Origin of the sequence: Sphingomonas profundi, assembly GCF_009739515.1 — a bacterium.
In the GTDB taxonomy this organism is placed as follows: Bacteria; Pseudomonadota; Alphaproteobacteria; order Sphingomonadales; family Sphingomonadaceae; genus Alterirhizorhabdus; species Alterirhizorhabdus profundi.
Genome location: NZ_CP046535.1, coordinates 1,332,998 through 1,356,740, shown reverse-complemented (window position 1 = coordinate 1,356,740; position 23,743 = coordinate 1,332,998). Strand labels below are relative to the sequence as shown.

The 23,743-nt window shown below is 73.5% G+C and carries 3 protein-coding genes; all 3 read left to right on the top strand.

The features are described from left to right. Positions 1 to 12: 12 nt before the first annotated feature. Entirely contained in the window at positions 13 to 729 is a 717-nt protein-coding gene (locus tag GNT64_RS06255; protein ID WP_156678721.1) for a hypothetical protein, read from the top strand. A 284-nt stretch (positions 730 to 1,013) separates the two neighbouring features. Continuing rightward, positions 1,014 to 2,846 carry a ShlB/FhaC/HecB family hemolysin secretion/activation protein gene (locus tag GNT64_RS06250; protein ID WP_231639328.1) on the top strand — a complete coding sequence of 611 codons (1,833 nt, stop codon included), beginning with the start codon at positions 1,014 to 1,016 and terminating at the stop codon, positions 2,844 to 2,846. 70 nt (positions 2,847 to 2,916) lie between these two features. Continuing rightward, complete coding sequence (locus tag GNT64_RS06245) at positions 2,917 to 23,718, top strand: nidogen-like domain-containing protein (protein ID WP_156678720.1); 20,802 nt, start codon at positions 2,917 to 2,919, stop codon at positions 23,716 to 23,718. The last annotated feature ends 25 nt before the right edge of the window (positions 23,719 to 23,743 follow it).

Genomic DNA, 23,743 nt, shown 5'->3' with positions numbered 1-23,743 from the left:
TCGGCGGCCGTCGTGGCGCTGACCATTGCCGGCGCCGGTCTGGCGGCCGCCGCCGCGGCCGAGACGATCGTCGTCCGGTCGAGCGGGCCGTCGATGAAGGCGTATCCCCCGGGCAAGGCGCTGGCCGACAGCAGCATGATCGTGCTGAAGCCGAACGATCAGGTGGTGATCCTGGACAGTCGCGGTACCCGCACGCTGAAGGGGCCGGGATCGTTCAGCCCGGTGATCTCGCGCAGCCAGCCGACGGATCTGCGCGCCACCTTCGCCGACGTTTCCGGCAGGCGGGCGCGGCCCGGGGCCGTGCGCGGCGTCACCCCGGCGGTGACGAGCGCGGCGCGCAGCCCGAACATCTGGTTCGTCGACATCGGCCGCAGCTCCACCGCGTGCGTCACCGACCCGACGCGGGTGACTTTGTGGCGGCCGGACCGCAGCGCCGACGCGACGGTGACGGTGAGCGGCGCGAACGGCGCGACGGCGACGGTGAAGTGGGCGACCGGCGAGTCGCAGCAGGCGTGGCCGGCCACCCTGCCCGTCTCCCAGGGCGCAGAGTATCGCCTGAGCTGGGCGGGCGCGCCGGAGCCCACGACCCTGAAGTTTGCGGTGCTCGGCCCTAACCCGACCGGGCTGGAAGGCATGGCATCGGCCCTGATCAAGAATGGCTGCGACGCCCAGCTAGACCTGCTGATCGAGACGGTGGCCATTCCGGACGCGGCGGCGACGGCGGGCTGAGACGGAGCGGAGCAGGCCGCGGCCGGCCGAGGCGGCATCGGTTGGCCGCAGGCGCGGTCATTGCGGCTTGAAACAGCCGGGCGGCGCTGGTAGCGCAGGAGACCGGGGGAAATCAGGCGAAAAGCCGCCTCCCCTGACATTCCGTTGGTCGCCGGAATGTGTCTGCGCCGGTGCCAGTCGCAACCGGCGTGGTGGATCGTGCCGTGGCACGTGTTAGCCGGATGGCTCCGTCTCCGAGAGAGGCGGGGCGGCCAGTCGACCGCTCCCGCACGCTCGATCCGGCGATGAGGATATTGGGGGCGCGGATGGAATCGGTGGGGACGTTCGGCGGCAGGACCGGGGCGGGCATGATCGCGCTGGCGATCACGCTGGCGGCGGCAGGCGCGCCGGCACGCGCGCAGGTGGCCACGCCCACCGCGCCGCCGGCCACGCGCGAGGAGATCCAGCGCGCGCCGATCGGGCCGGATACGCGCGGCCCCTCCCGCCTCACGGTGGACGGCGGCGTCGAGCGGGCGCCCTGCCCACTGGCCGATCCGCGCTTCAAGGACGTGACCGTCACCATCACCTCCGCGCAGTTCAACAATCTGCGGGTGGTGTCGCCGGATGCGCTGCGGCCGGCCTACGAATCCTTCCTCGGCAAGCCGCAGCCGATCGCCGTGGTGTGCGAGATCCGCGATGCCGCCGCCACCATCCTGCGCCGGCAGGGCTATCTCGCCGCGGTGCAGGTGCCGGCGCAGCGCATCGAGAACGGCGTCGTCACGTTCGACGTGCTGATGGCCAAGCTGGTCGCGGTGCAGGTGCGCGGCGACGCCGGCAAGGCCGAGCGGCTGATCGCCGGCTATCTCGACCGCATCAAGCAGCAGGAGGTGTTCAACGAGCGGGAGGCCGAGCGCTACCTGCTGCTCGCCCGCGACCTGCCCGGCTACGACGTGCGCCTCACCCTGCGCCCGGCCGGCACCACGCCGGGAGAGGTGATCGGCGAGGTGAGCGTCGTGCGCCAGCGTTTCTCGATCGACGCGAACATCCAGAATTACGGCTCGAAGGACGTGGGCCGGTTCGGCGGCCTGCTGCGCGGCGAGGTGTACGACATCTTCGGCTCGGGCGATCGCTTCACCGCCGGCATCTTCTCCACCGCCGAGTTCAAGGAGCAGCAGGTGCTCCAGCTCGGCTACGATCGGCGGGTGGGCAGCGAGGGGCTGCTGCTCTCCGGCCGCTTCACCTACGCCTGGACCAAGCCGGACGTGGCGGCGGACGCCGTCGACGTCCGCTCCCGCACGCTCGTCGCCTCGCTGGAAGCGAGCTATCCGTTCATCCGCACGCAGGCGGTCAACCTGCGCGGCGCGGTGGGCTTCGACTATATCAACCAGAACGTCCGCTTCGGCGACTTCGACTTCCGCAACCAGGATCACATCCGCGTGCTCTATCTGCGCGGCGACTTCGACGCGATCGACCGCGAGAGCGTGAACAGCGTGACCGGCTATTCGGCCAGCGAGCCGCGCTGGCGGATCGCGGGTTCGGTGGAGGGACGCAAGGGCCTCGACATCTTCGACGCGACCGACGCGTGCGGCGCGGGCCTGTGCCAGGGGCAGAACGTGGTGCCCAGCCGCCAGGAAGGCCGACCCACGGCGGCTTTGGTGCGGTTGAGCGGCGTGGCGGAATATCGCCCATCGCCGACGCTCACCTTCTCCCTGTCGCCGCGTTTCCAATATTCCGGCCGGGCGCTGCTCAGCTACGAGGAGTTCTCCGGCGGCAACTATACGGTCGGCCGCGGCTACGATCCGGGCGCGATCATCGGCGACAGCGGCGTGGGCGTGCAGGCCGAGGTGCGGCTGGGCCGGATCACGCCGCAGGCGCGCGACGCCTTCGCCTTCCAGCCCTATGTCTTCTACGACAAGGCCTGGGTGTGGAACCGCAACCGGCCGATGGTGCAGGGCGTCGTCCTGCCCGCCAACCCGCAGGATCTGTCGTCCGCCGGCGTCGGCCTGCGCGCCGCCTATGGCGATCGCGCGCGCATCGACGTGACCTTCGCCAAGGCGCTGGAGCGGACGCCGTTCCAGAAGAGGCGCAACGACGGCCGCCTCCTGGTGTCGCTGACGACGAGACTGCTGCCGTGGTGACGCAAGGCCGGCGCGCCACGGGTGAAGACTGATACGATTAGGCCGCACGTTCTGGCTTGTGAGGTAGAGTATGTCCGCCATCGGCTCCGCACCCCTCCCCTCGCCCGTCCGGGCGCGGCGAACGCTGCTGTCGAGCTGCGCGGTGGCCTCCGCGCTGGCGGTGATGGGCCATGCGGCGCCCGCGGCGGCGGACGGCTACAACGCCACGATCACGGGCGGCACCAACTATAGCGGGCCGACCAACGCCAATCTCGCGACGATCAATCTCACCCAGACGAACACCGTCCTCAACTGGACGCCGACCAATCAGTCCGGCACCGGATCGATCAACTTCCAGGATGCGACGAACGCGAACGGTTCCGTCAGCACCACCACCTTCATCGGCCCGCGCAGCGGCGGGGACTATGCCGTCCTCAACCGCGTCATCCCGACCGACCAGAGCCGCAGCATCACCTTTAACGGCGCGACCCGATCGCTGCTGGGCGACGGCGTGACGCGCGGCGGCCAGATCTGGTTCTACAGCCCGGGCGGCATTATCGCCGGCAGCACCTCCAGCTTCGATGTCGGCAGCCTGCTGCTCTCCACCAACCAGCTCACCCTGCTGCTGACGGAGGGCGGCTACGGCATCCCGTCCGGCGCCGTGTTCAACGGCACGGCGGGCTCGACCTCGGCGATCGAGGTGCGATCCGGCGCGGTGCTCTCCGCCAGCAACAACCCGAACGGCAGCTATGTCGCGCTCGTCGCGCCGCGCATCGCGATGGCCGGCACGGTCAACGCCAAGCAGGCGGCCTATGTCGCGGCCGAGGCGGGCCAGATCGACCTGAACATCGCCGCCGGCCTGTTCAACATCACGATCACGCCCGGACGCGGCACGGTGGTGGCGGACGCGATCAGCCATACCGGCACGACGCAGCTGAACGGCACGGACGCGAACCAGCGCGCCTACATGGTCGCGGTGCCGAAGAACGACGCCATCACATTGCTGCTCGGCGGCAACGTGCGCAGCCTGAGCGGCGCCTCGGTGGTGGAGGTGGACGACGGCGTGGTGGTGCTCTCCACCGGCTATTCCACCGCCGGCCTGAACCCCTCCACCGCCGTGGTGACGAACGCGCAGGGCCAGCAGATCGACGCGAACATCGTGATCGGCCCGAATACCAGCACGAGCAGCGCGTTCCGATCGATCCGCGCGGCCACCACCGGCACGATCACGACCCAGAACAGCTTCACCATCACCGGCGACGCGACCCTGTACGCCGGCAAGAGCGCCTCGTTCGGCGCGAGCGGCGCGTTCACCGCGGCCGGCATCGCCAAACTTAGCGGCGGCACCGGCGGCAATCTGAACCTGACGAGCTACGCCCAGGCGACGAACGGCGCCCGCACCGGCGGCACCGCGTCGCTCTACGCGTCGAACAGCGGCTTCGTCTCGATCGCCGGCAATGCGGTGGTCGATGCCAGCGGCATCGCCCAGACGCTGCGCGGCGCGACCGCTGCGGCCAACGGCACCGGCGGCACCGCGAGCGTATCGACGATCGGCGAGACGATGCGGATCGGCGGCGCCCTCAGCGTGTTGGCGGACGGCACCGGCGCGAACGGCGGCACCGGCCGCGGCGGATCGGCGACGGTCACGGCGACGAACGGCTTCCTCTCGGTCGGCTTCGGCGCGGACCGGACGGGCACGGACGCGCTGCTCGTCTCGTCGAACGGCCTCGGCGGCACCGGCAGCGTGGCGGGTGCCGGTATCGGCAACGTCGCCGCGATCACGGCGAACGGCCGCCAGACCACGCGCGACATCACGATCGAGGTCGGCGGCGCGACGACCGTGACGGCGACGGGTACCGGCGGCACGGCGAACGCCGATGGCGGCACCGGCGGGGCCGGCACGGGCGGCGCCGCCTCGATCGCGCTCAATCCGGTGCTGACCACGTCGCAAACGCTGCGCGGCTCCAGCCTGACCAGCGGCGCCGCCGTAACGATCACGGCGGCTGGCACCGGCGGCTCGAACCGATCCTTCATCAACGGCGGCGGCGCCGGCACCGGCGGCACGGCCAGCCTGACCGTCGACAGCGCCAGCTCGCTCGCAGCCGTCAGCTTCGACGGCAGCACGCCGTTCGCCCAGCCGCTCAGCGTCAACGCGGACGGCACCGGCGGCAACGGCACCTCCAGCTTCTCCGCCGCGCCGGGCGCGGGCGGCGGCGGCACCGGCGGCAGCGCCACCATCACCACCAACACGGCCGGCCTCGGCGTCTCCGGCATCGCCGTGTCGGCCGCCGGCATCGGCGGCGCGGGCGGCAGTTCGCAGGTGTCCGGCAGCGGCTACGGCCTGATCGCGGGCGGGGCCGGCGGCGACGCCGTCGGCGGCCGCGCGGTGCTGGCGACGAACAGCCTGACCCTCGACGCGACCGACGGCATCACCGTCGACGCCTCGGCGCGCGGCGGCGCGGGCGGCGGTTCCGGCACCACCAACGGCGGGATAGGCGGCAGCGCCACCGCCGGCCGCTCCAGCCGCAATCTCGGCACGACCGCCAACCCGCTGCCGGCCGGCGCCTACATGTCCGTCACCGGCACATCCCGGCTGACGACCAGCGGCCTCTCGGTGCTGGCGACCGGCACCGGCGGCGCGAGCGGGCGCGGCCTGACCCTGGGGCTGGCCGGCGACGGCTATGGCGGCACCGCCGAACTCAGCGTGGCGGGCGCCAGCGGCCGCGCGTCGCTGGGCTCGACCGGCGACGTTACGGTGGCGGCGCGCGGCATCGGCGGCAGCAGCGGCTACGGCTTCCTCGATTTCGGCGGCAGCGGCGTAGGCGGTGGCGGCGGCGACTTCCGCGTCGACCCGGTCGGCGACACGAGCGGCGGCGCCCGCGCGACCTTCTCCACGGCCGACATCACGCTCGACCGGCTCGTCGTCGATTCCGGCGCGACGGCGCGGGCGAACACCCGTGGCGGCGCGACCACGCTGGCCTTCAGCAACGGCGCGACGATCGCGACCAACTCCGGCACCCCGAGCCCGACGCTGGAGATCGGCGCGAATGCCACCTCCACCGGCGCGCAGGCCGGCGTGGGCGGCAGCGCGACCGGCGGCGCGGTCAGCGTCACCCTCAGCGGCGTGGGCGACGACGAGACGTCCTTCACCCTCGGCCAGACGCTCGCGCTCAACGCCAACGGCAGCGGCTACGGATCGACCGACACCAGCCTCGGCATCACCGGCGGCCAGGGCACCGGCGGCAGCGCGCAGCTGGCGATCGACGGCGGCGCCAGGGTCTCGCTCAACGGCGGCATCACGCTCAACGTGATAGGCACCGGCGGCGCGGGCGGCAACGGCAGCGGCGGCGCGGGCACCGGCGGCAGCGGCGGCGTCAGCGTGGCCGATGCGACGGTCGCGACACCCTCCATCCAGGTGAACGCGCCCGGCATCGGCGGGGCGCTGGTGTCGGACATCGGCGGCCTCGTCGCCGGCAACGGCCTTGGCGGTCGTGCGACGGTCGCCACCAGCAGCCCTGCGGCGACGCTGGTGGTCGAGAGCTTCACCACGCTCGACGCGAGCGGCACCGGCGGCAGCGCGAGCACCGGCGGCAGTCCCACCGGCGGTGCCGGCGGCACGGGCAGCGGCGGCGGCTTCGGCACGCCCGGCAACGGCGCGTTCGTGAATGTCGGCGCGGGCACCGCCTCGCTCGGCGCCCTCACGCTCTCCGCCATCGGCACCGGCGGCGATTCCAGCGCCGGCGGGGCGAGCGGCACGGGGCGCGGCGGCGTGGCCGGCATCGCCGTCGGCTCGGCCGATGCGCCGGGCGGCACGCTCAATACCGCCTCGATCGATCTGTCGGCGGAGGGCACGGGCGGGATCCACGCGTCCGGCTACGGCTCGCCCGGCGGCGCCGGCGGCGCGGGCATCGGCGGCTCCGCCTCGCTCGACATCTTCGGCGGCACGCTGACGAACGGCGACTTCACCCGCATCGTGGCGGATGGCACCGGCACGCGCGGCTCGACCGAGGGCGACGCGACCGGCGCCAATGCCGGCGCCGGCGGCGCGGGCATCGGCGGCACGGCCGCCGTGCGGGTGGACAACGGCATCTTCAACGCACAGGGCGTCGGCATCTCGGCCGATGCGACCGGCGGCAGGGGCGGCGGCGGCAGCTTCCAGGCGAGCGCCGCCGGCGGCGACGCGACGGCCGGCGGCGCGACGAACCCGGACGGCACGCCCGCTACCGGCGGCGCCGGCGCAAGCGTCCGCGTCAGCGGCTCCGCCGGCGCGATCCGCCTCAGCGGCAACCTCGCCCTCTCCGCCAGCGCCTTCGCCGGCGACGGCGGCACCGGCTTCGACGGGGAGAGCGGCGCCGCCGGCGGCGCGGCGACGGGTGGCGCGGTCTCGATCACCGCCATCGACGGCGGCGCGATCGGCGTGGTGCCCGATACGTCCGGCACGATCACCACCTCGCTCCGCGCGCAGGCGAGCGGCGGCTATGGCGGCGGCGGCGACTATAGCGGCACCCAGGCGGATCCGGTGGGCGGCGCCGGCGGCGCGGCACGCGGCGGCACGCTGTCGCTCACCAGCTCCGGCGGCGGCAGCGTCCGCGTCGGCAATCTCGGTTTCGACGCGACGGCGGCCGGCGGCTACGGCGCGCCGGAGGTGGCCGGCGGCTCGGCGATCGGCGGCAACGCCTTCATCCTCTCCGAAGGCGGCCTGATCGAGGCGACCGACCTGCCGGACGAGGAGCAGGGCGCCCCCGCCTCCGTCAGCATCGATCTACACGCGACCGGCGGCCAGGGCGGCGGCGCGGCGACAGGCGGATCCTTATCGCTGAACGTCAGCAACCTCGGCGACCAGGCCGGCACCTTCAACGACGACATGCGGATCGACGTCAGCGCGGCCGGCGTGGACGGCGTGTCCGGCCATTACGGCACGGCCGGCGGCGCGGGCGGCAGCGCCACCGCGGGCAACGTCGCGATCGATCTCGCCGGCGGTACGATCGACGGCCTGTCGATCGTCGCTACGGCGGCGGCGGGTCGCGGGGGCGACGCGATCGAGGCGGGCTACGGCGCCGCCGGCGGCGCGGGCGGCATCGCGACCGGCGGGCAGATCACCCTCACGGCGCGCGGCGCGGGCGCGATCAGGCTGACCGACATCGCCGGCACCGTCACCGGCGGCGCCGGCGGCAACGGTACCAGCGGCGCGGACGGCGGCCCGGGCGCGGATGGCATAAACGGCGAGCGCGGCAGCGCGCAGGGTATCGACGGCACGGACGGCGAGCGCGGCGGCGCCGGCCAGGCCGGTGGCAAGGGTGGCGCGGGCGGCGCCGCCACCGGCACGCAGATGACCGTGACGGCGGCGCAGGGCACGATCACCCTCGGCAGCGGCGAGGGCAGCCTCGCGATCGATCTCGGCGCACGCGGCGGCAGTGGTGGCAACGGCGCGGACGGCGGCAGCGGCGGCGCCGGCGGGGCCGGCGGCACGGGCGCACCGGAGGAGACGTTCAGCGGCGAGGGTCCGCCGGTCACGCTGCCGGCGGGCAATGACGGCGCTGCGGGGCCGACCGGCTTCGCCGGCGCCGGGGGCGACGCCGGCGACGGCGGCGCGACCGTGGGCGGATCGATCGCGCTCAACGCCGCGGGCGGCACGCTGCAGTTCAGCGACCTCACCCTCTCCACCAAGGCCGAAGGGTCCAGTTCCGGGCTGGCAGGCTTCGCCGGCGGCGGCGACCAGAGCCAGACGCCGTTCGTCGGTTTCTACGGCTCGCCCGGCCAGGCGACCGGCGGCGGCGTGACGATCGCCACCAGCGACGTGGCTCTGGACGACGGCAGCACGGCGTTCGGCCGCGTCATCGGCGGCGCGCTGGCGGTGGATACGACCGGCACCGGCGGCAGCGCCGGCAACGGCGCGGTGATCCAGCAGGGCAGCGCCGGGCGCACCTTCATCTCCGCCGAAGGCCGCTTCCTCTCGGAGGAGCAGCCCGGCGTCGAGCCGACCGGATCGATCGCGCTCGGCGCGCTGACGGTCGCCGGCCGCGACGATTCGCCCAACGGCGCCTATTCCACCGACGCCAACGCATCGGATCCGGCGTTCGCGCAGGTGGACGTGCTCGCCCGCGGCGGCCGCATCAGCATCGCCGGCGATGCGTCGCTCGAAGTCACGCGCTACGCCAGCCTGCGGGTGGAGAATGGCGGCCAGATCCGCGTCGGCGGCGCGCTGAACGTACTGGGCCAGACCATCACGGCCCGCCGCACGTTCAACGGCGAGGAGACGCCGAACCTGATCGCGGCGAACTCCGTCAACTTCACCGCGCTCGACAATTCGCTGTTCGGCTTCCGCAGCGGCAGCATCATCGCCGATGCCGCCATCGTCGCCACGCGCAACGGCGATGCCGCGGGCACGATCAGCTTCCGCAGCCCCACCTACCTGCAAGCGGACGACCTGACCGCCACGAACAGCATCTCGATCACCGCCGGCACCGTCGGCGATCATAATTTCCCGACGGCGGTGCTCGGCAACGTGCGCACCACGGCGCTCGTCAATCCGGATGCGACCAGCCTGGCGGAGGCCGGCGGCGGCACGATCAACGTCACGGTCGGCGACGTTTCCGTGCCCAGCCTGGTGCCGAACAACACGTTGGCCGACGCCAATCTGGTGATCACCGGCACGGTTTCGGCCAGCAACACCGTGACGCTGACCGCCGGCGGCGACGTGACGGTACGCGGCGATACCGGCGCGCAGGTGCTCTCCGACAATTTGCTGCGCATCGACGTGGGCGACAATGTGGCGATCGAGAGCGGCGCCGCCGTGCGTGCCGGCCTCTCGCCGCTGGCCGATCCGGCGGGCGGCACCGGGCCGCTCGATCTCGATACGCCGGCCGGCCTTTTCATCACCGCCGGCCTGCAACAGACGACCGGCCTCGTGCCGGGTGAGGTGGCGCTCGTCAACATCGCCGGCACCGTCACCTCGGGCCGGTTCGTCGACGGCGCGCTCTCGGCCAGCTCGGCCGATCGCCGCGGCATCCTGATCTCGGGCCAGGCGGTGCAGACGACGAGCGGCACGATCGCGGGCCGCAGCCTGACCGTGCAGATCAACGGCGCACCCGCGCCCGGCACCAATTTCGACGACGATTTCGGCAGCCTGACCAACGGCTGCCTGCGCGGCGACGCCTGCCTCGGCCCGGTCGACCTCACCGACGCGCTCACCGTCGGCGGGCTCGACGGCAGCGATGTGCTGCCCACCCGCGTGCGCATCGCCAACGGCACCGTCGTGCCGCGCACCGCCATCTATGCGCAGGGCGACATCACGCTCGGCACGGACGAGGGCGCGAGCCTGTTCGGCGGCACCGATCTGCTCCGCATCCAGTCCACCACCGGCGCGATCAACCTGCTCGGCGCCACGACCCTGACGGGCGGCGACAACGACGGCAGCCTCCTCCAGATCCTCGGACAGACCGGCATCTACGGTCCATCCGCGACGATCCGGAGCGACGGCGTCGCCGGCCTCTACACCGGCACCGGCTCGCTGGAGCTCAGCACCCTGAGCGCCGCCTCGCTGAACCAGCTGAACGCCGACGCGACGGTGGCCGCCGAGGGCAGCCTAGCCGTCGCCGGCTCCGTCCGCATCAACGACACGCTGGCGCTGACCGGCAGCGACATCAACGTCTCGGCCGCTGACAGCGTCTTCGTCAACGTCGCGCAGGTGGCGGACGGGCGCAGCGTGTTCCTGGCCTCCAACGGCGATTCCGGCGGCGACGTGTCGCTGTTCGGCACGAACCCGGGCGCGCTTGACGTCGCCCTGAACGCGCTGAGCGGCAACGTCACGCTGTTCAACACCCGCGCCACGCGGGACATCGCCGCCACGGCGGCCGGCTCCGTCAATGCCGACAACAACGTCGCCGGCGACGACATCATGCTCACCGGATCGAGCGTCAACGTCACCCGCGCGACGACCACGGGTGAGTATGTCGATCCGTTCGGCGGCGACGGCAGCAACATCGTGATCCGCGCCGACGGCGACGTCACCAACAACAACCCCCTGCCTGACAGGTCGCTGAACGCCGCCGGCGATATCGACATCGTCAGCACCAACGGCACGGTCACGATCGACCAGGCCTCGGCCGGCGACGACGTGATCATCACCGGCCGCACCCTCGCGCTCGGCAGCCTCACCAGCCGCGGCTCCGCGCCGAGCGAGGCCGGCTACGGCGCGACGGTCGACGGCAGCAACATCGTGCTGACCGCGACCGGCGGGGACATCGGCGACACGCTCGCGCTCGTCATCGACAATGCCAATGCGGCGCAGGACGTGCGGACGTCCGCGACCACGGGCACGATCGACGCCAACATCCTGTCGGCCGGGCGCGACATCGCCATGAACGGCGGCGCGACGAACCTGGCCGACGGCACGGCGGGACGCGACATCAGCGTGACGTCGGCCGCCGGCGGCACCATCGATCTCGCCACCGCGGGCGACGACATCGACATCTCCGGCACGGGGCTGCTGATCGGCTCCCTCACCTCCACCGGCCTGGGCCAGGACCAAGAGGAGGATGGCAGCAACATCACCCTCACCGCCAGCGACGCGATCCTCGTCACCGGCACGGCCAACGCCGCCGGCGATCTGACGCTGGACGCGGGCAGCGGCACCGTCACCGCCGCCACGCTGACGGCGGGCGACGACGTCTTCGTCTCGGGCGGCACGCTGTCGCTCGCCTCCGTCACGAGCCGCAACGACAGCGGCTTCGAGGCTGGCTATGGCGCGACGGCCGACGGCAGCAACATCTCGCTGACCGCCAGCCGCGCCGACGCCCCGGGCGTGCCGGCGCTGTCTGTGACGACGGCGAACGCGGCGACCGACCTCACCCTCGCCGCCACGGACGCGGCCGGATCGATCGACGCGGGCTCGCTCACCGCCGGCCGCAACGTGACGGCGACGGCGACGGGCGCCATCTCCGCCGACAGCGGCGATGCCGGGCAGGATTTCAGCCTAGTCAGCAGCGACGGGCCGGTCGCGGCCGGCACCGTTTCCGCCACGCGCGACCTGACGCTGTCGGCCGGCACGCTCGCCAGCCTCGACTCCGGCACGGCTGGGGACGACATCGCGGTCAGCGGCGGTTCCGTCCGGATCGGCTCGGCCGTCAGCACGGGCGCCTTCGTCGAGACCGGCTACGGCGCCGACGGCAGCAACATCACGGTCAACGCCACCGGCGCGATCGACGTGACCGGCACGGCGGATGCGTTCGACGACCTGACCGTCGCCAGCAGCGAGGGCCGGGTCACGGCCGCGACGCTGACGGCGGGCGACGACGTGGTCGTCTCGGGCGACACGCTGTCGCTCGCGTCCGTCACCAGCCGCGGCACGTCGCTGGAGACCGGCTACGGCGCGACGCCCGACGGCAGCAACATCACGCTGACCGCGAGCGGGGCGGACGCGGACGGGCCGGCCCTCCTCGTCACCACCGCCAATGCCGCCAACGACCTGACCGCCCGCGCGACGGGTGCCAGCAGCTCGCTTTCCGGCGACACGCTGCAGGCCGGGCGCGACCTCACCCTCTCGGCGGGCGCGCTCGCCAGCGTGGCTTCCGGCACCGCCGGCGACGATATCGCGATCGATGGCGGCACGGTATCGATCGGCTCGATCACCAGCACCGGCGGCAGCGACAGCGAGGGCGACGGCAGCAACATCGCGGTCAACGCCACCGGCGCGATCGACGTGACCGGCACGGCGGATGCGTTCGGCGACCTCACCCTCGCCAGCACCTCCGGCCCGGTGACGGCCGCGACCTTGACGGCGGGCGACGACGTGGTCGTCTCCGGCGATACGCTGTCCCTAACGTCCGTCACCAGCCGCGGCACCTCCGCCGAGGCGGGCTATGGCGCGACGCCGGACGGCAGCAACATCACGCTCACCGCGAGCGGCGCCGACTTGGCCGGCGTGCCCGCCCTGTCCGTGACGACGGCCGATGCGGCGGACGACCTCACCTTGGCCGCCACGGATGCGGGCGGATCGATCGACGCGGGCTCGCTGACCGCCGGGCGCGACATATCGGCCACCGCCACCGGCGCGATCACGGCGGACAGCGGCAATGCGGGGCAGGATTTCAGCCTCGTCAGCAGCGACGGCGCGGTCTCGGCCGGCACCGTTTCGGCGGCGCGCGAGCTCACGCTGTCGGCGGGCACGCTCGCCAGCCTCGGCTCCGGCACCGCCGGGGACGATATCGCGGTGAGCGGCGGCTCCGTCTTGATCGGCTCGGCCGTCAGCACGGGCGCCTTCGCCGAGAGCGGCTACGGCGCCGACGGCAGCAACATCACCGTCTCGGCGGGCGGCGCGATCGACATCACCGGTACGGCCGATGCGTTCGGCGATCTCACCGTGACCAGCAGCGGCGGCCGCGTGACCGCCGCGACGCTGACGGCGGGCGACGACGCGGTCGTCTCGGGCGACACGCTGTCGCTCACCTCCGTCACCAGCCGCGGCACCTCGCCAGAGGCCGGTTATGGCGCGACGGCCGACGGCAGCAACATCCGCCTGACCGCCACCGGCGCGGATGCCGGCGGCATCGCGGCGCTGCGCGTCAGCAGCGCCACGGCGGCGCAGGATCTGACGATCCGCGCCACCAACGCCGGCGGCACGATCGTGGCGGGCACGGCGCGGGCCGGCCGCGACATCAGCGAGACCGGCCTCGGCGCGGTGAGCCTGACGGACGGCAACGCGCAGCGCGACCTGCGCCTCGCCAGCAGCGCCGGCAGCGCGACCGGCGGCACCCTCGTCGCCGGGCGGGATCTCACGGTAGGCGCGGGTACGGCGGCCAACCTCACCTCGGGCACGGCGGGCGACGACATCGCCGTCAACGGCGCGACGGTGGCGATCGGATCGGCCACCACCACCGGCGCCTTCGTCGAGACCGGCTACGGCGCGGACGGCAGCAACATCCGGGTCGGCGCCACGGGGGCGATCGGCATCGCTGGCACGGCCAACGCGTTCGACGACCTGACGATCACCAGCAGCGGCGGCCGGGTGACGGCGAACGCGCTGACCGCCGGCGACGACGCGATCGTCTCGGGCACCGGCCTGTCGCTCACCTCCGTGGTCAGCCGCGGCACCTCCGCCGAGGCGGGTTATGGCGCGACGCCGGACGGCAGCAACATCGTGCTGACCGCCACCGGTGCCGGCGCCGCCACCCTGCCCGCCATCCTCGTCTCCAGCGCGAACGCCGCGCGGGATCTGACGCTGCGGGCGACGGCGGCGACCGGCACGATCGCCGCCAGCAGCCTGGTGGCGGGGCGCGACATCGCCGGCACGGCGGGCGGCGCGGTGAACGTGTCGAGCGGCACGGCCGGGCGCAATCTCGCGCTCACCAGCACCGGCGGCACGCTGGACGCGCCGGCGCTGACCGCCGGGCGCAACGTCGCGCTGGCCGCGCTCGGCACCGTCACCCTCGGCAACGTCACCGCGAACGGCCCGGTCGTGCTGGGCAGCAGCCCGCTGGATCCGGTGCCGGTGAGCGGCCTGGTGACGATCAGCGCCGGACGCAGCGGGACGACCGGCACCTATGCCGCATCCGATATCCTGCTGAACGGCACCGTGCGCGCGGCCGGCCACGTGCTGGCGACGGCCGGGCGCGACATCGTCGTCGGCTCGTCCGCGCAGGTCCGCTCCGACAATCGCGTCACGCTGAACGCCGGCGACGACATCCTCGTCCGCTCCGGCGCGAACGTGAGCGCGGCGCTGGCGCCGCTGCCGGCCACCGCCGTCACCTCGCCCAGCGGCGGCACGACGATCGTGTCGCCGGCCGCTTTGGTGCTCAACGCCGGCACCGTGCCGCTCGGCTATGCCGCGACCGCCGGCAACGTCGCCTCGCTGATCGTCGACGGCACGCTGAACGCGGCCGCGCGGCCCGTGCAGCTTACCGCCGGCGCCATCCAGGCGGACGGCAGCGCGCTGAATGCCGGCGCGCTCGCGATCAACATCGGCAGCGCGCCGGCGGCGGGTGCCGCCCAGTCGAACGACGGCGGCCAGCTGCGCCTGGGCTGCCTGCAGGGCGACGTGTGCCTGGGCGCCGTGACCCTCACCGGCTACACCGCCGGCACCGTGCAGGTGCCCGGTGCGCTGGCGATCGGCCAGGCGGGCGATGCCAGCCGCGCCACCAACGTGCGCGTCGCGGGCGATGTCGACGTCGGCTCGATCGCGATCCGCGCGCTGGACAGCATCACGCTGGGCAACGCGGCGGCGACCGCGCCGATCACCCAGACGGCGGCGGGCGCCGTCTCGCTCGATGCGGCGGCGGGGGCGGTGAACCTGCTCGGCGCGCTGACCCTCACCGGCGGCGCGGCCGGCGACGCGAACGGGCTGACGATCGGCGCGGGCACCGACATCGGCGGCGCGGCGGCGCGGCTGGTGTCGCGCGGCGGCCTGAGCGCCTCCGCCCGTGCCGGATCGATCACCCTCGCCGCCACCGACAGCAGCGGCGACAGCGCGATCCGGGCGGGCACCGACGTGACGATCGGAACCGCCCTCACCCGCTATGCCGGCGACGGCAGCGCGCTGTTCGTCTCGGCCGGTCGCGACGTGGCGATCGACACCGCTAGCGCGATGGGCGATCTGACGATCGAGGCCGGGCGCGACGTGCGCGTCGCCACCGCCATCGCCGATTACGATCCCGCGCAGCCGGGTGCGGAGGATGCCGACATCGCGATCAGCGCTGGCGGCAACGCGGCGCTCGGCACCCTACGGGCGAGCGACGACATATTCGTCACGGCGGCCGGCGACCTCACGCTCGACGCGGCCGGCGCGAACGGCCGCGACGGCGCCGACGAGGATGCGGACACGGCCGGCGGCAATCTGAGGCTCGCCGGCAACAGCGTGACGGCCGGCACCCTCACCGCGCGCGACAGCATCGATGCGCGCGCCGCCACGCTGCTGCGCGTGGACAGCGCCACCTCCCCCGGCACGATCAGCTTCACCGCCGACGGCAGCGATCTGGCGCCAGCCGATGGCACGCCGGACGGTACGCTGGCGGTGGAGCTCGGCACCGTCGATGCCGGCACGTCGCTGGATATCGCGGCCGCGAACGGCGGCATCCGCTTCGCCAGCCTGGCCGCGCCGACGATCTCGCTCGCGGCCGGCAGCCGCATCGCGGGCGGCGACGCCACCGCGCGCGCCGGCGACGTGACCGCCACCGCGCCGGGCGACATCCGCTTCGGCACCGTGGAGGCGACCGACAATATCGCGATCGACGCGGGCGGCGCGGTCTCCGCCGACAGCCTGCGCTCGGCCATCGACAGCCCGTCCGCCGCCTTCCGCCGCATCGGCGTGACTGCCGGCACGACGATCGACATCGGCGCGGCACAGGCCGATCGCGGCAATGTGGAGCTGACCGCCGGCGACACGCTGACCCTGGGCACGGCAGCCGCCGGCGACACGATCCTGCTCACGGCGCGGACCGGCGGCGTGACCAGCGGCGCGCTCACCGCCGGCACCTTCCCGCAGGGCGACGACGGCGAGGGCTTCGAGGGCCGCATCGGCGTGGATGCCGGCACGTTCGCGACGGTGGCCTCGGCCAGCGCGATCGGCGACGTGCGGGTCTTCGCCCGCAATGGCGACATCGCGATCGGCGACGTCACCAGCACGCAGGCCAACGCGCTGCTGTTCGCCTCCAACGCTGTCGGCGTCGGCACCGTGCGGGCGGCGCAGCGTTTCTACGTCGCCCACCCGGCTACGGCGGACGCCTTCTACTCGGGCGACGCCGCCGCGCTGGACGGCGTCACGCCGTTCGCCATCGACGGCGCGGCGACGCTGAACGGCAGCGTCACCGCTGGCAGCGTCACCGTCGCGGCGGCGCAGGGCGTAAATTTCGGCACGATCACGACGACCGGCACCACCTATCTCGGCGCGCTCGGCGGCGCGATCGCGGGCGACGCGATCACCGCCGGCGGCGACGTGCTGCTCGCCACGCAGGACAGGATCACGCTGGCCACCGCCGATGCCGGCGGCCGCTTCGCCGCCGACGGCTATGGCGCGCAGACCTACGGCACGATCGTCTCCGCCGGGGATGTGCTGATCCGCTCGTTCGATGCCGTCACCGCCGATCGCATCCAGGCCGGCGACGATATCGAGATCGGCGCCGGATCGGCCAACATCACGTTCGCCAGCACCACCGGCCTCGGCACGGATACGCTGGGCAATGGCGATCTGCCCGCCTTGCCGAACGCCGCCCCGGTCGCGACCGACCCCGATCCGGTCGATCCCGTGGACCCGGTCGATCCCGTGGACCCGGTCGATCCGGTGGACCCCGTCGACCCGGTTGACCCGGTCGATCCGGAGCCGCCGGTCGTGCAGCCGATGCTGCAGGTGCCGGCGGAGGTCGGCGTCATCGACGGGGCGAACATCCGCCTCTCCACCTTCGGCGATGCGCGCCTGACGACCGGCAACGCGGTGGGCAGCATCACCCTCTCCACGGCCGCCGGCCGCGTCGACTCCGCCAGCCTCACGGCCGGCGGCCTCATCGACGCACGCTCGCGCGGCAGCGACGTGGCGCTCGGCACGGCCGATGCCGGCCGCTCGATCACCCTGTTCACCGACGCCGGCGGCATCAGCGCGAGCCGGATCGCGGCCGGCGGCTATGTCGACGTGCGGGCGCGCGACGACATCGCGATCGACACCGCGACCGCCGGCGGCGCGCTGGACATGATCTCACTGCTGGGCGCGATCGGCGGCACCGGCTTCACCGCCGGCACCGCGACCCCGGCCAGCGCCACGCTGACGGCCGGCACGGACGTCACCCTCGCCACCCTCGCGGCATCCGACATGGTGACGGTTGATGCGGCCGGCACGGCGGCGATCGCCACCGTCGACGCGGGCGGCAACGTCTCGCTGACGGCGGATCAGAACGTATCGAGCGACACGGTCAGCGCCGGCGCCAGCCTTACGGCAGACGCGGGCGGCGGCGTCACCTTTGGCACGGCCACGGCCGCCAACGATCTCGCCATCTCGGCCGGCGGGCCGGTGCGCGTGACCACGGCGACGGCCGGCGACGGCATCACGCTCGACAGCGGCGGCACGGCGACGCTGGGCACGGTCACCGCCACGCGCGGCGCGATCGACCTCTCCGCTGCGGACCGGCTCTCCGCCGACACCGTCTCGGCCGGCCAGGGCGTCGATCTGACGACCAGCACCGGCGACATCGTGGTCGGCACGGCCGCCTCAGGCGTGGGCGGCCCGATCGGCGCGCCGGACGGGCGCAGCATCCACATCCGCGCGGGTGGCGACGCCACGCTCGGCACCGGCGAATCCGCGGTCGATATCGGCATCGCCGCCGCCGGCGCGATTACCGCCGGGCAGCTGAACGCGCCGGTCACGCTGATCCTGCTGCCGGGCACCAATCTTACGCTCGGCAGCGCCAGCTCGGTCGGCCAGGTCTATATCGCCAACGCCTCGGTGCTGCCGTCGATCGGCGACTTCGACCGCACCCGGCTCGCGGCGGCGACACCGACGCCGACCGGCGGTTTCGTCAACATCACCGGCTCGCTCAGCGGCAATTCCGTGCTCGTCTCCGCCGGTGGCCCGCTGACGTTCGAGAGTATCCTCGCGCTGGACAGCGCCGACCTGCGCTCGGGCATCAGCTCGATCATCGGCAACACGCTCTTCGCCACGCGCAGCATCGCCCTAGCGGCTGCCGGGGCGGTGCGGATCAACACCGACATACGGACCGGATCGTCCTCGGCCGGCGCGATCAGCGTGACCGGTGCGGACATCGCGCTGAACGCGCTCGAGAACCTCAACCTCGGCACGCTCACCGCCACGAACGGCAGCGTGGCGCTCGCCAGCAGCGGCGGCGGCATCACGGTGGATCGCGCGACCGCGACGGATGCCGTGCTGCTCGCCAGCGGCGGGGGCGTGGGCGGCGTGGCGGACAGCACCCGCTTCGTCACCGCCAACAGCCTCTCCGCCGGCACCGGCATATCGGTCACGGCGCTCGGCGCGATCACGGTCGGCGAGGCGACGGCCGGCGGGAACCTCCAGCTCAGCGGCGCCGACGCGGTGACGCTGAACTCGGGCAGCGCCGGCTTCGACGTCACCCTGTTCGCCGGCGGTCCGATCAGCGGCGGCACGATCCGCAGCGGCCGCAACTTCACCGCCGACAGCACAGGCGCGATCGGGCTCCGCGATGTCATGGCGGCAGGGCTGCTCACCGCCAGCTCGTCCGGATCGAACCTGTCGGCCGGCACCCTCGTCGCCGGCGACGACATCAACCTCTCGGCCGGCGACTTGTCGTTCACCACCGCCACGTCCACCGGCGGCGACGTATCGGCCAGCGCGCGCGGCAACCTCGCCTTCGGCAGCGTGTCCGCCGATGGCAGCGTGCTGCTCGCCGCGGGCGGTGCGCTCGATCCGATCGACGACGGCTCGATCACGGCCGGCGATTCGATCACGGCGACGACCGGGCAGAGCCTGGCGCTGCGCGCGCTCAGCGCGGTGAACAACCTCACCCTCAGGGCCGGCGGATCGCTGAGCATCGTCGATGCCGCGGCCAATGCGGGCGTGCTGACCCTGACGGCGGGCAACGCGCTGACTCTCACCGGCACCGGCACGGCCGGCAACGCGGCCGCCTTCACCGGCGGCACGGTGACGCTGGCCAACGTGACGGCCGGCACCACGATCACCGGCCGCGCGACGGCGGGCAGCCTGACGGCGGGCGTGCTGCGCGCCGGCGACGATCTGACCCTGAACGCGACCGGCGCGCTCACGCTGGCGGACGGCGCCACGACGCGCGGCGCCATCGCCCTCACCGGCGACGACGTGTTCGTCACCGCCGCCAGTGCCGCCGGCAGCTTCTCGGCCACCGCGACGGACGAGATCGCGATCGCCGCGCGGCTGCTGAGCGCGGGCCGCGCGATCATGCTGAACGCCGGCGGCGCGCTGACGGCAGGCGGCCTGCGCGCCACCAACAGCATCGCCGCCAACGGCGGCGGCATCGTGCGCCTGGGCGACGTGGAGAGCGTCGGCGGCACCGTCCGCTCGAACGCGGGCGGCGCGATGACGATCGGCAACGTCCGCGCGGCGGGATCGATCTTCCTCACCGGCGGCGCCGCGATCACCGCCGGCGATCTCACCGCCGGCACCGGCCCGATCCTGCCCGGCGAGGGCGCCACCACCGGCACCGGCATCGGCGGAACCACCGGCGGCGGCACGGACGCGGCGCCGGCCGGCATCGCCCCGGGCTTCGACGACAGCGCGATCGTGCGCTGCGACGACTGCTTCACCAGCGAGGTGGGCCTGCCCTTCCTCGTCAACTATTTCGGCAACACCTACGATTCCACCTATGTCAGCAACAACGGCTACCTGACGTTCAACACCGGCCAGGGCACCTTCACCCCCACGGGTCTCGGCGCCAACTATCGCGGTCAGCCGATCATCGCGGCCTTCTTCGCCGATGTGGACACGCGCAACCTGGGTTCGGCGCAGACCACCTACGGTCCGGGCACCTATGCCGGCCGCGACGCCTTCGGCGCGACCTACCAGAATGTCGGCTACTTCTCCAATCAGGCGGACAAGCTCAACAGCTTCCAGATCGTGCTGACCAACCGCGCGGATACCGGCGCGGGCAATTTCGACATCTACTACAACTACACCAACATCAGCTGGGAGACGGGCAGCGCCAGCGGCGGCGCCAACGGCTTCGGCGGCGTCTCGGCGGCGGTGGGCTTCAATGCCGGCACCGGTGGCCAGCCGGGCACCTTCTTCGAGCTCGCCGGATCGCGCGTGCCCGGCAGCTTCCTGAACGGCGGCCCAGCGCCGCTCGTCACCACCACCAACAACGGCACGCCCGGCCAGCTCGTCTTCATGGTGCGCAACGGCCAGGTCGTCACCGGCGGCCAGGCCGAGCGGCCGACCGTGCACGTGACGAACGCGGCCGCCGCCACCCCGGCCGACATCCGCCTGGGCAACCTCTCGGCCGAGGCGGCGGAGGTGCACGGATCGGGCTCCGTCACGGTCGGCAACGTGGATGTCGGCGATCGCGGCAGCGGCATCGCCACCGCCGGCCAGGCCTATGCCACGGTGCTGGACGCGGGCGCGAACCTCACCACCGGCACCATCATGAGCCGCGGCCTCGTCGCGCTCGGCGCCCGCCAGGGCGATCTGCTCGGCGGCAACGTCACCACCGCGGGCAGCGCCGTGGTGCTGGTGGACGGCGCGGTGCAGCTGGGCGCCGTGACGACCGGCACCGGCGCCGGCGACAGCCTGTTCGTCTCCGATCCCTCGCTGCTGGCCGGCAATGCGGCGCCGGCGGGCTTCGCCTTCGATACGCTGCTGGGCAGCACCGCGTTCGATCCGGCGTCGCTCGCTGCGCTTACCCCGGTCCGCACCGGCGGCGCGCTCACGATCGCGGGTCCAGTCACGACCGGCAATCTGATCGCGGCCGCCGGCGGCGCCACCACGCTGGGGCCGATCGACGCGACCCGCGCGATCCGCATCGACAGCGGCGGCAATCTCGCCACGGCCACGCTGGCGGCGGGCGGCGATATCGTCGCCACCACCGACGGCGACCTGCGCTTCACCAGCGCGGATGCCGACGGCAGCGTCACCCTGGCGGCCGGCGGCGGCGTATCGACGATCAGCGACGGCACGATCGACGCGGGCGACTCCATCTCGGTCACGACCGGGCGGGCGCTGGCGATCGGCAACCTCACGGCGGTGAACGATCTCACCCTGCGTTCGGGCGGGGCGCTCACCACCGGCAGGCTGGCGGCGGGGCGCAACATCAATGCGCGGTCCGGCGCGGACCTGAGCTTCCGCTCGGCCGATGCCGGCGGCGGCGTCACGCTGGCGGCGGTCGGCGCGCTCTCGCCGATCGATACCGGCACGATCAGCGCCGGCACGTCGATCTCCGCGACGACGGGCCTCGACCTCACCGTCGGCAGCCTCACGGCGGCGACCGACCTGACGCTGACCTCCGGCGGCGCGCTCACCTTGGGCAGCGGCACCGCGACCCGCGGCGCGCTGACCCTCACCGCCGCCCGCGGGCTGACGGTGACGGGCGCGGCGCGCGCCGGCACCAACGCGCTGGCGACGGCGGGCGGCGCGGTCAGCCTCGCGAACGTCACGGCCGGCGACCGCATCGCGATCGACTCGACCGGCGGCAGCGTGACGGCGGCCGACCTGCTGGCGGCCAACAGCCTCACCGTCCGCGCGCTCGGCAACCTCTTCGTGCGCGATGCGGTGGTGAACGCCACCAACGGCAACCTGCTGCTGGCGGGCGGCTTCCCCTTCGCGGCCACCGCCACCGGCGCGCCGTTCCTGCTCACCGGCAACACCACGATCGGCGGCACCGTGAGCGCCGGCACGGTGACGATCCAGGGCGGCGGCGACGTGCTGGTGAACGCCGCCGGCCGCGTCCGGTCCGACGGCACGATCCTGATCGCCTCGGGCGACGACATCATGGTCGAGAGCGGCGGCGTGATCGGCCTCGGCCAGATCACCCGCAGCCTCGGCGGCGGTCAGAGCGGCGACCGCGCCGGCGGCCCGTCCGATCTGGTGACGCTGAGCGCCGGATCGCTGCGCGGCACCACCGCCAACGCCGCGGCGAACGGCCTGTCCGGCATCGTGATGAACGGCAGCGTTGACGGGCTGCGCATCGCCTTCAACTCCGAGGCGGTCGATATCGGTGCCACCGGCCGGGTGGGCAGCGCCGCGACGACGGCGGCGGTGTTCACCAACACCGGCACGGGCCGCACGATCGTGGGCGGCGCGGGCGACGCGGCGAGCTACGCGCTGTCCAACGCGTCGCTCGGCCGCACCCGCGCCCAGGCGATCCGCGTGGTCGCCCCGGCCGACGTGACGGTGCAGACCCTGGGCCTCACCGGATCGGCGGCGACCGACGGCAACCTGATCGGCAGCAACGCCTCGTTCGAGATCACGTCGCCGGGCGCCGTCAGCGTCGAGGGCGCGGCGACGATCAGCTCGGCCGCGCAGACCGATCTGTTCGCCGTCACCGCCGGCAACCGCATCACGGTGCTGACGCCCAGCGGCTCGATCGCGCTGAACGGCGCGGGCGGCGCGCTCGGTGGGCGCATCCGGCTCGCCGCGCCGCGCATCGTGGCGGCCGGTCAGACGGCGCTCACCGCGCTGGACGGCCTCACCACGCTGGACGCGCGGGACGAGCGGCTCGCCGACAATGACGGTGTGGCCAGCGACGTCGGCTTCCTCCAGGCGAACGCGATCGAGTTCCAGGTCGGCAACGCGCTCTACATCCAGAACAGCGGCGCCACCCGCGTCTCCGATGCGCGGCGCGGCTTCACCGTGGGCGCCGGCGGTCTGACGATCGTCACCACCGGCACCGGCCCGGCCGAGATCGCGATCAACGGCCGCCAGGCCAATGGCGACGGCACCTTCACCACCGGCCGCACCCTGATCGACCGCCTGACCCTCTCCGGCACCGGCCAGGCGACGATGGCGAGCTTCGATCCGCGCTCCACGGTGAACGGCTGCCTGATCGTCGGCCGCAGCTGCCGCTTCGACGGCGTGGCACCCACCCAGCCGATCCAGGACGTGATCAACCAGCTGCTGCGCGGCGAGGACGACATCACGGGCGCGATCAGCAGCGTGGTGCAGCAGCTGAACTCGCCGCTGATCGAGCTGATCGACTTCACGCCGTTCCGCCTCGCCGGGATCATCGACGAGCCGGTGACGGGCGCCGGCAACGACGATTACTACACCTCCTTCATCGGCGACGACGCCTTCTCCACCACCTCCACCACGATCGACGAGCAGGTGACGGGCACGGGCACCGACCTGACCACCACCGACGAGCAGGTGACGGGCACCGGAGTGGACCAGGTGACGAAGGAGGAGCCGGACGGCCAGTGCAACCCGCAGCGCCGCAACACGGACCCGGACTGCAAGTGACCGGCGCGGGGCGGCGGCCGGCCCG